This window comes from Streptomyces cyaneofuscatus (assembly GCF_042718795.1).
Taxonomy (GTDB): domain Bacteria; phylum Actinomycetota; class Actinomycetes; order Streptomycetales; family Streptomycetaceae; genus Streptomyces; species Streptomyces cyaneofuscatus_A.
In genome coordinates this window covers 1-13,611 of the sequence record NZ_JBHXOX010000042.1, presented here as the reverse complement: position 1 = coordinate 13,611, position 13,611 = coordinate 1, and the positions used below count along the sequence as shown (strand labels likewise).

12 protein-coding genes are annotated in these 13,611 nt (G+C 71.9%); 6 read left to right on the top strand and 6 right to left on the bottom strand.

Going from position 1 to position 13,611, the window contains the following annotated elements:
- Positions 1–222: 222 nt before the first annotated feature.
- From ACFWRT_RS34440 to ACFWRT_RS34425, 4 genes are all read left to right on the top strand, one after another.
- Complete coding sequence (locus tag ACFWRT_RS34440; RefSeq protein WP_018509977.1) at positions 223–960, top strand: response regulator transcription factor; 738 nt, start codon at positions 223–225, stop codon at positions 958–960.
- Entirely contained in the window at positions 957–2,033 is a 1,077-nt protein-coding gene (locus tag ACFWRT_RS34435; protein WP_380954505.1) for a HAMP domain-containing sensor histidine kinase, read from the top strand. The genes ACFWRT_RS34440 and ACFWRT_RS34435 overlap by 4 nt, the downstream gene beginning before the upstream one ends.
- A gap of 291 nt (positions 2,034–2,324) precedes the next feature.
- On the top strand, positions 2,325–6,167 hold the full coding sequence (locus ACFWRT_RS34430; protein WP_380954503.1) for a multifunctional oxoglutarate decarboxylase/oxoglutarate dehydrogenase thiamine pyrophosphate-binding subunit/dihydrolipoyllysine-residue succinyltransferase subunit: 3,843 nt from the start codon (positions 2,325–2,327) through the stop codon (positions 6,165–6,167).
- A gap of 114 nt (positions 6,168–6,281) precedes the next feature.
- Entirely contained in the window at positions 6,282–6,467 is a 186-nt protein-coding gene (locus ACFWRT_RS34425; RefSeq protein WP_003966321.1) for a DUF6104 family protein, read from the top strand.
- A 36-nt stretch (positions 6,468–6,503) separates the two neighbouring features.
- On the opposite strand, the gene ACFWRT_RS34420 is transcribed toward ACFWRT_RS34425, so the two are convergent.
- A complete protein-coding gene (locus ACFWRT_RS34420; protein ID WP_380954502.1) occupies positions 6,504–7,337 on the bottom strand; it encodes a hypothetical protein in 834 nt (277 codons plus the stop codon).
- A gap of 164 nt (positions 7,338–7,501) precedes the next feature.
- On the opposite strand from ACFWRT_RS34420, the gene ACFWRT_RS34415 reads away from it, so the two are divergent.
- Entirely contained in the window at positions 7,502–8,371 is an 870-nt protein-coding gene (locus ACFWRT_RS34415) for a DUF4097 family beta strand repeat-containing protein (RefSeq protein WP_380954501.1), read from the top strand.
- Position 8,372: 1 nt separating this feature from the next.
- Positions 8,373–9,452 (top strand): PadR family transcriptional regulator, encoded by a 1,080-nt coding sequence (locus ACFWRT_RS34410; protein WP_380954499.1) that lies wholly within the window; start codon positions 8,373–8,375, stop codon positions 9,450–9,452.
- 135 nt (positions 9,453–9,587) lie between these two features.
- Here the strand turns inward: ACFWRT_RS34410 and ACFWRT_RS34405 are convergent, their stop codons facing one another.
- From ACFWRT_RS34405 to ACFWRT_RS34385, 5 genes are all read right to left on the bottom strand, one after another.
- A complete protein-coding gene (locus ACFWRT_RS34405) occupies positions 9,588–10,166 on the bottom strand; it encodes a Clp protease N-terminal domain-containing protein (RefSeq protein ID WP_380954497.1) in 579 nt (192 codons plus the stop codon).
- Positions 10,166–10,375, bottom strand: coding sequence for a sigma factor-like helix-turn-helix DNA-binding protein (locus ACFWRT_RS34400; RefSeq protein WP_006127526.1), 210 nt, complete (start codon positions 10,373–10,375; stop codon positions 10,166–10,168). The genes ACFWRT_RS34405 and ACFWRT_RS34400 overlap by 1 nt, the downstream gene beginning before the upstream one ends.
- 31 nt (positions 10,376–10,406) lie before the next feature.
- Positions 10,407–10,946 carry a GNAT family N-acetyltransferase gene (locus tag ACFWRT_RS34395; protein WP_381121404.1) on the bottom strand — a complete coding sequence of 180 codons (540 nt, stop codon included), beginning with the start codon at positions 10,944–10,946 and terminating at the stop codon, positions 10,407–10,409.
- Positions 10,924–12,372 (bottom strand): cellulase family glycosylhydrolase, encoded by a 1,449-nt coding sequence (locus ACFWRT_RS34390; RefSeq protein ID WP_380954494.1) that lies wholly within the window; start codon positions 12,370–12,372, stop codon positions 10,924–10,926. The genes ACFWRT_RS34395 and ACFWRT_RS34390 overlap by 23 nt, the downstream gene beginning before the upstream one ends.
- A 75-nt stretch (positions 12,373–12,447) precedes the next feature.
- Positions 12,448–13,416: a zinc-binding dehydrogenase gene (locus tag ACFWRT_RS34385; RefSeq protein WP_380954493.1), complete on the bottom strand. Its 969-nt coding sequence runs from the start codon at positions 13,414–13,416 to the stop codon at positions 12,448–12,450.
- Positions 13,417–13,611 lie beyond the last annotated feature (195 nt).

Below are 13,611 nucleotides of genomic sequence, written 5' to 3'. Positions count from 1 at the left end.
TATGTACGGGTCCGACAGGAGGCGGGGCAACCTTCACAAGGCCGACGATCCGCCGCCCCCCGGCACCCGAACGCACACCCCCCGGGCAACACCCTGCGTAGCCGGGAGCCCTCCGCTGCCTTTACGCTGCTGACCGGCACATAGGGATCACCCACGAAATCCACGAGCGAAGACCGTGCCTTGCGGGGGTTCACCGCCGCGAGAACGGGCAGGGGCGGGGCGATGGAACAGACACACACCACCCACAACGGCGTCGCGGCCACCCCAGGGGCGCAACGCCGGGTGCTGGTGGTCGAGGACGACGCCACGATCGTCGACGCCATTGCCGCCCGGCTGCGGGCGGAGGGCTTTCTGGTGCAGACGGCGCTGGACGGGCCCGCGGCCGTGGACGCGGCCGAGGCATGGCAGCCCGATCTGATGGTGCTCGACATCATGCTCCCCGGCTTCGACGGCCTGGAGGTCTGCCGCCGGGTGCAGGCGACGCGCCCGGTGCCGGTGCTGATGCTCACCGCGCGCGACGACGAGACCGACATGCTGGTCGGGCTCGGGGTCGGCGCCGACGACTACATGACCAAGCCGTTCTCCATGCGGGAGCTGGCCGCCCGGGTGCACGTCCTGCTGCGACGGGTGGAGCGGGCCGCGCTGGCCGCCGTCACCCCGCGCAGCGGGATACTGCGCCTCGGCGAGCTGGAGATCGACCACGCGCAGCGCCGGGTCCGGGTGCGCGCCGAGGACGTCCACCTGACGCCGACCGAGTTCGACCTGCTGGTCTGCCTGGCCAACACCCCGCGCGCGGTGCTCTCCCGGGAGCAGTTGCTGGCCGAGGTCTGGGACTGGGCCGACGCGTCGGGCACCCGTACGGTCGACAGCCACATCAAGGCGCTGCGCCGCAAGATCGGCGCCGAGCGGATCCGTACGGTGCACGGCGTCGGTTACGCCCTGGAGACCCCGGCCCCATGACCCGGCCAGGGTCGGGAATGCGCCCCTTCTCCATCAAGGCCAAGCTCGGCACGCTGGTCGTGGTCTCGGTCTTCATCACCACCGGGCTGCTGATCGTCGCCCTGCGGACCCGGACCGAGTTCCAGTTCATCACCGTGTTCTCGGTGATCGCGACGCTGCTGATCACCCAGTTCGTGGCGCACGGCCTGACCGCGCCGCTGGACGAGATGAGAGCCGTGGCCCGGTCGATCTCGCACGGCGACTACACCCGCCGGGTGAGCGGCGCCGGCCGGCGGGACGAGCTGGGCGACCTGGCCCAGACGATCAACCGCATGGCGGACGACCTGGAGGCGGAGGACCGGCACCGCAAGGAGCTGGTCGCCAACGTCTCCCACGAGCTGCGGACGCCCATCGCCGCGCTGCGGGCCGTGCTGGAGAACGTGGTGGACGGGGTGTCGGCCGCCGATCCCGAGACGATGCGTACGGCGCTGAAGCAGACGGAGCGGCTCGGCCGGCTGGTGGAGACGCTGCTGGACCTGTCGCGGCTGGACAACGGGGTGGTACAGCTCAAGGCGCGCCGCTTCGAGGTGTGGCCGTATCTCTCGGGCGTACTCAAGGAAGCCAATCTGGCCGCGTCCCAGCGCCGCCTGTCGTCGGGGTCGGGCAACCACTCCCGTACGGACGTCCACCTCCATCTGGACGTCTCGCCGCCGGAGCTCACCGCGCACGCGGACGCCGAGCGGCTGCACCAGGTGGTGGCCAACCTCATCGACAACGCGGTCAAGCACAGCCCGCCGCACGGCCGGGTGACGGTCCTGGCGCGGCGCGGGGCCTACCCGGAGTCACTGGAGCTGGAGGTCATCGACGAGGGCCCCGGCATCCCGGAGGCGGAGCGGTACCGGGTCTTCGAGCGGTTCAACCGGGGCCAGGCCCCCTCACCGCACGGTCCGGGCAGCGACGGCGGTACGGGACTGGGGCTCGCGATCGCCCACTGGGCGGTGGATCTCCACGGCGGCCGGATCGGCGTGGCCGAATCCGCTCGGGGCTGCCGCATCCAGGTCACCCTCCCGGGGCTGTCCGAGCGACGCGGTTGACGACAGGGACGACCGTCGTTGACATAAGGTCGAACCGGAAGGGCACGTTCTCCGTGTCCAGCCCGAAGGGGATCTCAAGGGGATACGGTCAGATGACCGTATCCACGGTCCTGCGTACCCGAAGTGCAGTGGAACCTCGCTTGTTTCCCGCCATTTCCTGCGCCGAAACCCGCGTTGCGATGTGATGTGCACGACGAAGCACCGGCCCGGTCTGCAAGGAACGGTTTGGGGGGCGTAGCCTTGATTTCCGCTGTCCATCACCTTGTGAAGCGGAAGAGGGCGGTTGCCGCCGTGTCGTCTCAGTCCCCCAGTAACTCGAGCATCTCGACCGACCAAGCCAGCCCGGGCACCAACCCGGCCGCCGCTTTCGGCGCCAATGAGTGGCTCGTCGACGAGATCTACCAGCAGTACCTCCAGGATCCCAGTTCGGTCGATCGCGCCTGGTGGGACTTCTTCGCCGACTACAAGCCGGGCTCCTCCGGCACGGCGGACAAGCCCGCTCCCGGCGCCGCAGCCTCGGGGGCTGCGGCAACCGAGACCCCGGCCGCCGCCGCACCGGCGCAGGCCGAGCCCAAGGCCGACGCCAAGGCCGCCCCGGCCCCGGCGAAGCCCGCGGCCGCTGCTCCGGCAGCCCCGGCCAAGGCCGAGCAGGCCGAGGCCAAGGCCACCCCGGCTCCGGCCCCGGCGAAGCCCGCGGCGGCCAAGCCCGCCGCCGCGCCCGCCAAGGCCAAGCCGAAGGCCGACGGCTCCATCGAGGCCCCGGCCGGCCCCGAGTACGTGACGCTGCGCGGCCCCTCCGCCGCTGTCGCGAAGAACATGAACGCCTCGCTGGAGCTGCCGACGGCCACGTCCGTCCGCGCGGTCCCGGTGAAGCTGCTCTTCGACAACCGCATCGTCATCAACAACCACCTCAAGCGCGCCCGCGGCGGGAAGATCTCCTTCACGCACCTCATCGGGTACGCGATGGTGCAGGCCCTCAAGGCCATGCCGTCGATGAACCACTCCTTCGCGGTGAAGGACGGCAAGCCGACCCTGGTGAAGCCGGAGCACGTCAACCTCGGTCTCGCCATCGACCTGGTGAAGCCGAACGGCGACCGTCAACTGGTCGTCGCGGCCATCAAGAAGGCCGAGACGCTCAACTTCTTCGAGTTCTGGCAGGCGTACGAGGACATCGTCCGGCGCGCCCGCATCGGCAAGCTCGGCATGGACGACTTCTCCGGCGTCACCGCCTCGCTGACCAACCCCGGCGGCATCGGCACCGTCCACTCGGTGCCCCGCCTGATGCCCGGACAGGGCCTCATCATGGGCGTCGGCGCGATGGACTACCCGGCGGAGTTCCAGGGCACCTCCCAGGACACCCTGAACAAGCTCGGCATCTCGAAGGTCATGACGCTCACGTCGACCTACGACCACCGGGTCATCCAGGGTGCCGCCTCCGGCGAGTTCCTGCGGGTCCTGAGCCAGCTCCTGCTCGGCCAGAACGACTTCTACGACGAGATCTTCAAGGCCCTGCGCATCCCGTACGAGCCGGTCCGCTGGCTCACGGACATCGACGCGTCGCACGACAACGACGTGACGAAGGCCGCGCGGGTCTTCGAGCTGATCCACTCCTACCGGGTCCGCGGCCACGTCATGGCCGACACCGACCCGCTGGAGTACCGCCAGCGCAAGCACCCCGACCTCGACATCACCGAGCACGGCCTCACCCTGTGGGACCTGGAGCGGGACTTCGCGGTCGGCGGGTTCGCCGGCAAGTCGATGATGAAGCTCCGCGACATCCTCGGTGTGCTGCGTGAGTCGTACTGCCGCACCACCGGCATCGAGTTCATGCACATCCAGGACCCGAAGCAGCGCAAGTGGCTCCAGGACCGCGTGGAGCGGCCCCGCACCCAGCAGCCCGAGCGCGAGGAGCAGCTGCGCATCCTGCGCCGGCTGAACGCGGCCGAGGCGTTCGAGACCTTCCTCCAGACCAAGTACGTCGGTCAGAAGAGGTTCTCGCTGGAGGGCGGCGAGTCCGTCATCCCGCTGCTCGACGCGGTCATCGACTCCGCCGCCGAGGCCCGCCTCGACGAGGTCGTCATCGGCATGGCCCACCGCGGCCGGCTGAACGTGCTGGCGAACATCGTCGGCAAGTCGTACGCGCAGATCTTCCGCGAGTTCGAGGGCAACCTCGACCCGCGCTCGATGCACGGCTCCGGCGACGTCAAGTACCACCTGGGCGCCGAGGGCACCTTCACCGGTCTGGACGGCGAGCAGATCAAGGTCTCGCTGGCCGCCAACCCCTCGCACCTGGAGGCGGTCGACCCGGTCCTGGAGGGCATCGCCCGCGCCAAGCAGGACATCATCAACAAGGGCGGTACGGACTTCACGGTCCTGCCGATCGCGCTCCACGGCGACGCGGCCTTCGCGGGCCAGGGCGTCGTCGCCGAGACACTCAACATGTCGCAGCTGCGCGGCTACCGCACCGGCGGCACCGTGCACGTGGTCATCAACAACCAGGTCGGCTTCACCGCCGCCCCGGAGTCCTCGCGCTCCTCGATGTACGCCACCGACGTGGCGCGCATGATCGAGGCGCCGATCATCCACGTCAACGGCGACGACCCGGAGGCCGTGGTCCGCGTCGCGCGGCTCGCCTTCGAGTTCCGGCAGGCGTTCAACAAGGACGTCGTGATCGACCTCATCTGCTACCGCCGCCGCGGTCACAACGAGGGCGACAACCCGGAGTTCACCAACCCGCAGATGTACACCCTGATCGACAAGAAGCGCTCGGTGCGCAAGCTCTACACCGAGTCCCTCATCGGTCGCGGCGACATCACGCTGGAAGAGGCGGAGCAGGCGCTCCAGGACTTCCAGGGCCAGTTGGAGAAGGTGTTCGCCGAGGTCCGCGAGGCCACCTCGCAGCCGGCCGCCCCGCACATCCCGGAGCCGCAGGCCGCGTTCCCGGTCGCCGTGGAGACCGCGGTCACCGCCGAGGTCGTGAAGCGGATCGCCGAGTCCCAGGTCAACATCCCCGAGTCGATCACCGTCCACCCCCGTCTGATGCCGCAGATGCAGCGTCGCGCGGCCTCGGTGGAGAACGGCACGATCGACTGGGGCATGGGCGAGACCCTGGCCATCGGTTCGCTGCTGATGGAGGGCACCCCGGTCCGGCTCGCCGGCCAGGACAGCCGCCGCGGCACGTTCGGCCAGCGCCACGCGGTGCTGGTGGACCAGGTCACCGGCGAGGACTACACCCCGCTGCTGTACCTCACCGAGGAGCAGGCCCGGTACAACGTCTACGACTCGCTGCTCAGCGAGTACGCGGCGATGGGCTTCGAGTACGGCTACTCGCTGGCCCGCCCGGAGTCGCTGGTCATCTGGGAGGCCCAGTTCGGTGACTTCGTCAACGGCGCGCAGACCGTCGTGGACGAGTTCATCTCCTCGGCCGAGCAGAAGTGGGGCCAGACCTCCGGCGTCACGCTGCTGCTGCCGCACGGCTACGAGGGCCAGGGCCCGGACCACAGCTCCGCCCGCCCGGAGCGCTTCCTCCAGATGTGCGCGCAGGACAACATGACGGTCGCCATGCCGACCCTGCCGTCGAACTACTTCCACCTGCTGCGCTGGCAGGTGCACAACCCGCACCACAAGCCGCTGATCGTCTTCACCCCGAAGTCGATGCTGCGTCTGAAGGCCGCGGCGTCGAAGATCGAGGAGTTCACCGTCGGCGGCTTCCGCCCGGTGATCGGCGACGACAGCGTCACGGCGGAGAACGTCCGCAAGGTCGTGTTCGTCTCGGGCAAGCTCTACTACGACCTGGACGCCGAGCGGGTCAAGCGCGAGGACACGGAGACCGCGATCATCCGGCTGGAGCGCCTGTACCCGCTGCCGGGTGCGGAGATCCAGGCCGAGATCGCCAAGTACCCGAACGCCGAGAAGTACCTCTGGGCCCAGGAGGAGCCGGCCAACCAGGGTGCGTGGCCGTTCATCGCGCTCAACCTGATCGACCACCTGGACCTGGCCGTCGGCGCGGACGTGCCGCACGGCGAGCGCCTGCGCCGCATCTCGCGGCGGCACGGCTCGTCCCCGGCGGTCGGCTCGGCCAAGCGTCACCAGGCGGAGCAGACGCAGTTGGTCAACGAGGTCTTCGAGGCCTGAGGACCGTCACGGCCGGACGACCTGTCCGTACGTCACCGGGGCCCGGTTCCGCGCTTGTCGCGGGCCGGGCCTCCGGCGTGTCCAGGCCCCTCGGGGCCTCGTTATCCTTCTCCCATGTACTTCACGGACCGTGGCATCGAGGAACTGGAGAAGCGGCGCGGCGAGGAGGAGGTCACCTTCGAGTGGCTCGCCGAGCAGTTGCGTACGTTCGTCGATCTCAACCCCGACTTCGAGGTGCCGGTCGAACGCCTCGCCACCTGGCTGGCCCGGCTGGACGACGAGGACGACGAGGACGCGTAGGCCCTCCAGCGGTTTTCGGCGTCCGGCCGGACCGCCTCAGGGCTTCTCCGTGCCCGCCCGGGCCCGGTGGTAGGCGAGCCCCAGCGCGCCCTGCGCCAGGAGGACCGCCCCCGCTGCCGCCCATCCCCCGCTGCGGCGGCGGGCGCCCCACAGCAGCAGCGGGAGCCCGGCCGCGAGCTGGGCGGCGGCGATGGCGCGGGCCCGGGGGCCGCGCACCCAGGGGCCGAGGCTGCTGCTCTCCACGGCGTCGAGTTCGACCCGTACGGCATCACGCCACCCCGCCCACTCGACGCGCTCCACCCCGCGCTGCACCGCCGCCACACTGCGCAGCCGGTCCGCGCTCTCGCCCGGGCCGAGTCCGGTCGGCAGGGTGAGTCCCGTACGGGTGAGGACCGCGAGCAGGCCGCGCAGCCGGGCCTCGGCGTCCGCATCCGGGTCGGGCCGGGTCAGCTCCTCCAGCGCCTGGAGGTCCAGTACGGGATCGAGGCCGAGCCGGGCCGCGAAGGTGCGCATCGCCTCGTCCTCGCCCACCGGTGTGCCGTCGGCCAGCCAGACGTAGCCGACGGGGCGGCGGAATCCGGCGGCGAGGGTGTAGCCGGCCCGGTCGGCGTCCCACCACAGGGCGAGCACCGGCCAGTTCGAGCCGACGGCCAGGGCGCCGGCCCAGCCGCCGATGACCCGGTCGACCGGCTCGGGGTCACCGCCGGAAGGACCCGCGCCCCGCCAGGGCTTCCCCTCCGGAACGAGAACGCTCCACTCCGTGCCCGCGCGCGTCAGCAGCATCTGCTCGCGCAGCAGGTGGGCGAGCGGCCGTACGGTCTCGGGGTCGGCGCGGCACAGCAGGAGCGCCCCCGTGGATGTCGCGTTCATGGGCCACACGCTAGGGCAATTTGCCCCAATTCGATGGATTTTAGTCGCCTATTGCTCGCCCGAGGTGCTCATGAGTGGCGCTTGACTTCCCTCATCCGCGATATATCGTGTTAGTGACAAGACGCGATATGTTGCGTTGCTGTTCTCTCCGGGAGGTCCTGTCCATGGCTGTGTCGAAGCGGACCGTCGCCGAGCCGCAGAAGCTCACGTTCGACGACCCGGTGACCTCGCTCCACGTCCGCGTGGTCGGCGGTACGGTCAACGTGGTCGGCACCGATGAGCCGGGCGCCCGGCTGGAGGTCTCCGCCATCGAGGGGCCGCCGCTCCTGGTGACGTACGAGGACGGCCGGCTCACCGTGGCGTACGAGGATCTGCCCTGGCAGGACCTGTTGCGCTGGCTCGACCCCCACGGGCGCCGCCGCAGCGCGGTCGTCTCGCTCACCGTGCCCGCCGCCGCCTCGGTGGAGGTGGGCGTGGTCGGCGCCGGGGCCGTCGTCTCCGGGATCGGCGGCCGCACCGACGTACGCGGCATCACCGGGGACATCGCGCTCGTCGGCCTGACCGGCGCCGTCCGCGGGGACTCCGTCTCGGGCAGCCTGGAGGCCCAGAGCGTCACCGGGGACCTGCGCTTCCACTCCGTGGCCGGTGATCTGACGGTGGTGGACGGGGCGGGCGCCTCGGTCCGGGCCGAGTCGATCAGCGGTGACATGGTGCTGGACGTCGATCCTTCGGGTGCGGCTTCGGACCGGCCCACCGACATCCGGCTGACCACGGTCTCCGGCGCGATCGCGATCCGGCTGCCGCACCCGGCCGACGCGAGGGTCGAGGCGAACACCGCGAGCGGGACCGTCTCCAACGCCTTCGAGAACCTCCGGGTCGGCGGGCAGTGGGGCGCGAAGAAGATCACCGGCACGCTCGGCGCCGGTACGGGGACCCTCAAGGCGACGACCGTCTCCGGTTCGATCGCCCTGCTGCGCAGGCCCCCGGCCGAGGACGACACGCACGGTGCCGAGCCGACCGGAAAGGTTCTCTGACATGGCCCCCGTATTCGCCCACGGCCGACTGCGCCTGTATCTGCTCAAGCTCCTGGACGAGGCCCCGCGCCACGGCTACGAGGTGATCCGCCTCCTGGAGGAGCGCTTCCAGGGCCTGTACGCCCCCTCCGCGGGCACCGTCTACCCCCGGCTGGCCAAGCTGGAGGCCGAGGGGCTGGTCACCCACGCCACCGAGGGCGGCCGCAAGGTCTACTCGATCACGGACGCCGGACGCGCCGAGCTGGCGGGCCGGAGCGGCGAACTGGCCGACCTGGAGCTGGAGATCCGCGACTCCCTCGCCGAGCTGGCCGCCGAGATCCGCGACGACGTGCGCGGGGCCGCGGGCCGGCTCCGCAGCGACATGCGGGCGGCCGCCTCCGAGACCCGTACGGACCGGGGCAAGCAGTCCTCGCCCTTCGGGGACCTGGGCGACTTCGGAGACTTCGGCAAGCTGGGCGACCTCGCGGACAGCAAGGCGTGGCGCGCGGCGAAGGAGGAGGCGCGCCAGGCCAAGGAGGAGTGGAAGGAGCAGGCACGGCGGGCGAAGGACGAGTCCCGGCGCGCCCGCGAGGAGGCCCAGCAGGCCCGCCGCCAGGCCAAGGAGGCGCAGGACAGGGCCCGGGAGCAGATGCAGAACGCGGCCCGCCAGGTGCAGGAGCACTTCGCCCGGGGCGACTGGCCCGCCGGTGTACGGGAGGGGCTGGCCGAGATCACCGGGCAGCTCGGTGGCTTCGCGCGGGCGGGCGGCTGGTCCGCGTTCGGCAAGCCCGGACCGTTCGACGCCGAGGGTGCCGGGGCGGCGTCGGAGGGCCGGGCGACCGAGCGCGAGGAGGCCGCGGATAGCGGCCCGGCGGCCGAGCACCGGGAGGCCGCCTCCGACTGGGGCACGGACGTCCCGGTCACGGACGACCCGGCGCGCGACCTGGACCGCCTGCTGGACCGGTTCCGCGACACCGTCCGGGACACGGCCCACGACCACGGGGTGACGGGGGCCCAGGTGGCCGAGGCCCGCGGCCACCTGGGCGCGGCGGCGGCACGGATCGAGGCGCTGCTGACGCCGGAGGACGACGGGAAGGGCTGAGGCCGAGGTGGGGGGGCGGCGCCTGGTTGCGTACGAGGCGTCCGGGGGCGGGTGCCTTGCCGTACAAGGCGTCCGGGGGCGGGCGCTTTGCCGGACGAGGCAACCGCCCCCGCTCGCGCTGTCCGCGCCCTCACCTCACTCCGCCTTGGCGTGCCCCTGCCCGTCGGCCTCGGGCCCGTACAGCGCGCGGTGCACGGTCGCGTACGTCGCCCCGTGCTCGGCGAGGACGTCGGCGACGGGTCCGGGAGCCGCCGTGAGCGCCAGGAGCAGATGCTCCTCGCCGATGAAGCGGTCGCCGCGCCCCAGGGCGACCCGTAGCGACTTCTCCAGGATGCTCTTCGCGCCCGGGGTGAAGGCCCGGTGCCCCGACCACCAGCGGCGGCTGCGCCGGTCGGCGGCCAGAGCGCCCTCACCGTGGGCGCCTTCGACCCGGTCCACGATGGCGCCGACGTCGATCCCGATGCCTGCCAGCGCCTCGGTGTCGGCCTTCGTCAGCCCGCCCCGGCGGCGGGCGTCGGCGAAGGCGGCGTCGAGGGAGGCGCGGCGGCCGCTCAGTCCGAGGGCGGCGAGGGCGAAGGAGGCCCGACTGCCTTCCTGTTCCAGCAGGGCGAACAGCAGGTGTTCCTCGGTGATCGATCCGGCCCCGACGCGCTCGGCCTGCGCCACGGCTCCCTTGACGGTCGCGCGGGCTCCTTGGGTGAATCGTTCGAACATCAGCGCCTCCCGTACTTCTTGTGCACGGCCTGCCGGCTGACACCCAGCTCGGCGGCGATCTCCTGCCACGACCATCCCTGGACGCGGGCACTGCGTACCTGTACGGCTTCGAGCTGCTCCAGCAGCCGCCGCAGCGCGGCCACCGCCCGCAGCCCGACGCGCGGGTCGCGGTCACCGGCGCGCGCGGCCAGATCCGTTGCTTCGGTCATGACGTCAACCTACATTGACACCGCCCTGGCGTCAATCAAAGTTGACATCATCGTCCGCGAGCCGGGCGTGCCGCTCGACGTCGTACCGCAGGTCGCCGTAGCGCAGCTTGCCCCGCTCGATCCCCTCGGGCGCGAACCCGGCCCGTACGGCGACCCGGCAGGAGGCGGGGTTGTCGGTGCGGTGGCCCAGCTCCAGCCGGTAGAGGCCGAGTTCGCCGAACGCCCAGCGCGCCACCGCCCGTACCCCGGCGGGCGCGACGCCCCGCCCGCGGGCCGCCTCGGTGGTCCAGTAGGAGATCCAGCCCGTGCCGTGGGCCCGGTTGACGGCCCGGACGGCCACGCAGCCGACCGCCTCGCCCTCCTCCCCCACGACGGCCCAGGAGTAGCCGGTCCTGGCTCCCCTCTCCCGCGTACGGTCCGCGATCCAGGCCAGCGCCCCGGCCCGGTCGGCGACGGGCCGGTCGCTCTGGCGGTCCATCTCGGCCGGGGCGAAGGCGCGGAGCACGGCGGAGGCGTCGGCGGGGAGCCAGGGGCGCAGCAGAAACCCTTCAGGGGCGGTCAGTTCGTCCATGCGCGCCAGCCTCCCGTACGGTCACCACCACCTCCGCCCCGGGCCACGCCACCACGGTCAGGCGGCCCCCGTACGGCGCCCTGCCGAGGACACGGGCGGCCCGCCCGGTGACGGAGACGCGCCAGCCCCGGGAGGAGGGCGGCAGGGACAGCCCCGTGAGACCGGGGCGGGTGGCCGCACGGTAGGCGAGCCGGTAGGAGCGGGTGGCGGCGTCGTACGTGTCGGAGCGGACCGTACCCGCGACGGCGGGGGCGTACGGGGTCGCCGTCTGCTCCTTGTTCGTACGGAAGCGGCCGCGCTCGTCGACCGCGCAGTAGCCGCCGCCGTAGCACCAGACGTACCCGGCCCAGCCGGAGCTGTAGCGGTTCAGGGAGGCGACGGCCTCCCGGTAGAAGCGCCCCATGTTGGGGAGGGAGTTGTTGAGCGGCCCCCACTCCCCGACGACCACGGGCATCCGGTGGCGGGCCGGGTAGGCGGTGACGGCTGCCTCGTACGCCTCGATCCAGCCGGCCGACGGGTCGTAGTCGGCGCCCGCCTCCATGGCGGTGTTGTAGAAGTGCGGGGCGTACACGGTCCGGCTGTCGTGGATCCGGCCGAGCCCGGTGGGCACGCCCTCGCCGACGATGGGGGTCGGTTCGACGAAGAGCCAGGTGGAGCGGTCCTCGGCGCGAATGGCGCGGGCGAGCCGGTTGTACATCGGGGTGAGGTGCTGCGCCTCGATGCGGCGGGCGGCGGTCGCCAGGTCCTCGCCCTCGCGCAGCTCCCCCATTGGCTCGTTGATCAGGTCGTAGCCGATGACGGCCGGGTGGCCGCGGAACCGTTCGGCGAGGACCCGCCACATGGCCGCCTGGGCGCGTCGCAGGTCGGGGTCCTCGTAGAGGTGGGTGAAGGCCCGCTGGACGGCCGGCTGGAAATACTCGGAGAACCAGTCGTCGGGGTTCGGGGTGAACGGCAGCCCGTCGGTCCTGGTGGCCCATTCCGGGATGCCGCGGTGGCCGAAGGCGGGCCCGAAGACGTCCTGGTGGGCATCGATGAGGACATGGACACGGTGCTTCCGCGCCCAGCCCAGGATGCGCTCGATCTTCCGGAGGTAGCGCTCGCTGTACTGCCCGCGCCGGGGCTCCAGATCGTCCCAGAAGACCAGCAGCCGGGCGAAGTTGAAGCCGCCTGCACGGAGATCGCGGAAATGGCGTTCGGTGATGGCGCTGAGTGCGGCCTCGCCCCGGTTCGCCTTGTCCTCGACGTTCCAGCCGCGCAGGGTGAGGGCGCGGCCCCGGCTGTCGGTGAGGGGCGGGATGGAGGGTTGGTACGCCGACGGGCCGGCGGCCCGGGTGGGTGCGGGGCGCGCGGAGGCGGCGGGAGCGAGGGCCCCCGCCGCCAGCACGGACGCGACGACAACTGCTATGAGTGCTCTGCCCATACGCATGGGCGGCATCCCATCAGCAAAGCTGACACTTGTTCAAGTATGGTGCGGTGACTCTTTCCGTGGAGTTCCGTGGAGTTACTCCGTCGGCCGGAGGACGATCTTCCCGAACTGCTCGCCGTCGGCCAGCCGCTGGAACCCCTCGCGGGCCCGGTCCAGCGGCAGCACCTCGTCGATGACCGGGCGGACGCCGGTCGTCGCGCAGAACGCGAGCAGGTCCTCCAGCTCGTCCTTGGTCCCCATGGTGGAGCCGACGACCTTGAGCTCCAGGAAGAAGATCCGGGTCAGCTCGGCGTGCGAGGGCCGGTCGCCGCTGGTGGCCCCGGAGATGACGAGGGTGCCGCCGGGGCGCAGCGACTTCACCGAGTGGGACCAGGTGGCGGCGCCGACGGTCTCGATGACGGCGTCCACCCGCTGCGGGAGCCGCGCGCCCGGCTCGTACGCGGCCAGCGCGCCGAGCTCCACGGCCCGCTTGCGCCGGGTCTCGTCGCGGCTGGTGGCGAAGACCCGGAGCCCGGCGGCCTTCCCGAGGACGATCGCGGCGGTGGCGACCCCGCCGCCCGCGCCCTGGACGAGCACGGAGTCGCCGGGCCGGACCCCGGCGTTGGTGAAGAGCATCCGGTACGCGGTGAGCCAGGCGGTCGGCAGACAGGCGGCCTCCTCGAAGGAGAGCTCCTTCGGCTTGGGCAGCACGTTCCAGGTGGGCACGGTGACCTGCTCGGCGAAGGTGCCCTGGTAGCGCTCGGTGAGGATGGAGCGCGGCTCCTTCGGCCCGACCCCGTGCCCGGACTGGCCGATCACGGAGTGCAGGACGACCTCGTTGCCGTCCTCGTCGATCCCGGCGGCGTCGCAGCCGAGGATCATCGGAAGCCGGTCCTGCGAGAGCCCCACGCCCCGCAGCGACCAGAGGTCGTGATGGTTGAGGGAGGCGGCCCGGACGGTGACGGTGCTCCACCCGGGACGCTTCTCCGGAGCCGGGCGTTCGCCCAGCTCAAGGCCGTTGAGGGGCTGGTCGGGGTCGATGCGGGCTGCGTAGGCGGCGAACATGGGTCGACGATAGGCGGGCCGGGCCACCCGCGTAACCGCCTCCGCGTGTGACGCACACCAAGTGCCCCTACGGCGGGCCGATCAAGCCCCTGCGGCGTTTGAGCAGCCGCGGCCCGCACCATCAAGCCCCTGCGGCGATTGAGCAGCGGGGTCCGGGGCCGGCGCCCCGGGGGGCCCCCGCCCGCCCCCCCCGGG

Excerpts from the sequence above, each read along its gene's own strand:
- ACFWRT_RS34440 (WP_018509977.1), top strand. The coding sequence starts at position 223 with ATGGAACAGACACACACCACCCACAACGGCGTCGCGGCCACCCCAGGG.
- ACFWRT_RS34435 (WP_380954505.1), top strand. The coding sequence starts at position 957 with ATGACCCGGCCAGGGTCGGGAATGCGCCCCTTCTCCATCAAGGCCAAG.
- ACFWRT_RS34425 (WP_003966321.1), top strand. The coding sequence starts at position 6,282 with ATGTACTTCACGGACCGTGGCATCGAGGAACTGGAGAAGCGGCGCGGC.
- ACFWRT_RS34420 (WP_380954502.1), bottom strand. The coding sequence starts at position 7,337 with ATGAACGCGACATCCACGGGGGCGCTCCTGCTGTGCCGCGCCGACCCC.
- ACFWRT_RS34415 (WP_380954501.1), top strand. The coding sequence starts at position 7,502 with ATGGCTGTGTCGAAGCGGACCGTCGCCGAGCCGCAGAAGCTCACGTTC.
- ACFWRT_RS34410 (WP_380954499.1), top strand. The coding sequence starts at position 8,373 with ATGGCCCCCGTATTCGCCCACGGCCGACTGCGCCTGTATCTGCTCAAG.
- ACFWRT_RS34405 (WP_380954497.1), bottom strand. The coding sequence starts at position 10,166 with ATGTTCGAACGATTCACCCAAGGAGCCCGCGCGACCGTCAAGGGAGCC.
- ACFWRT_RS34400 (WP_006127526.1), bottom strand. The coding sequence starts at position 10,375 with ATGACCGAAGCAACGGATCTGGCCGCGCGCGCCGGTGACCGCGACCCG.
- ACFWRT_RS34395 (WP_381121404.1), bottom strand. The coding sequence starts at position 10,946 with ATGGACGAACTGACCGCCCCTGAAGGGTTTCTGCTGCGCCCCTGGCTC.
- ACFWRT_RS34390 (WP_380954494.1), bottom strand. The coding sequence starts at position 12,372 with ATGCGTATGGGCAGAGCACTCATAGCAGTTGTCGTCGCGTCCGTGCTG.
- ACFWRT_RS34385 (WP_380954493.1), bottom strand. The coding sequence starts at position 13,416 with ATGTTCGCCGCCTACGCAGCCCGCATCGACCCCGACCAGCCCCTCAAC.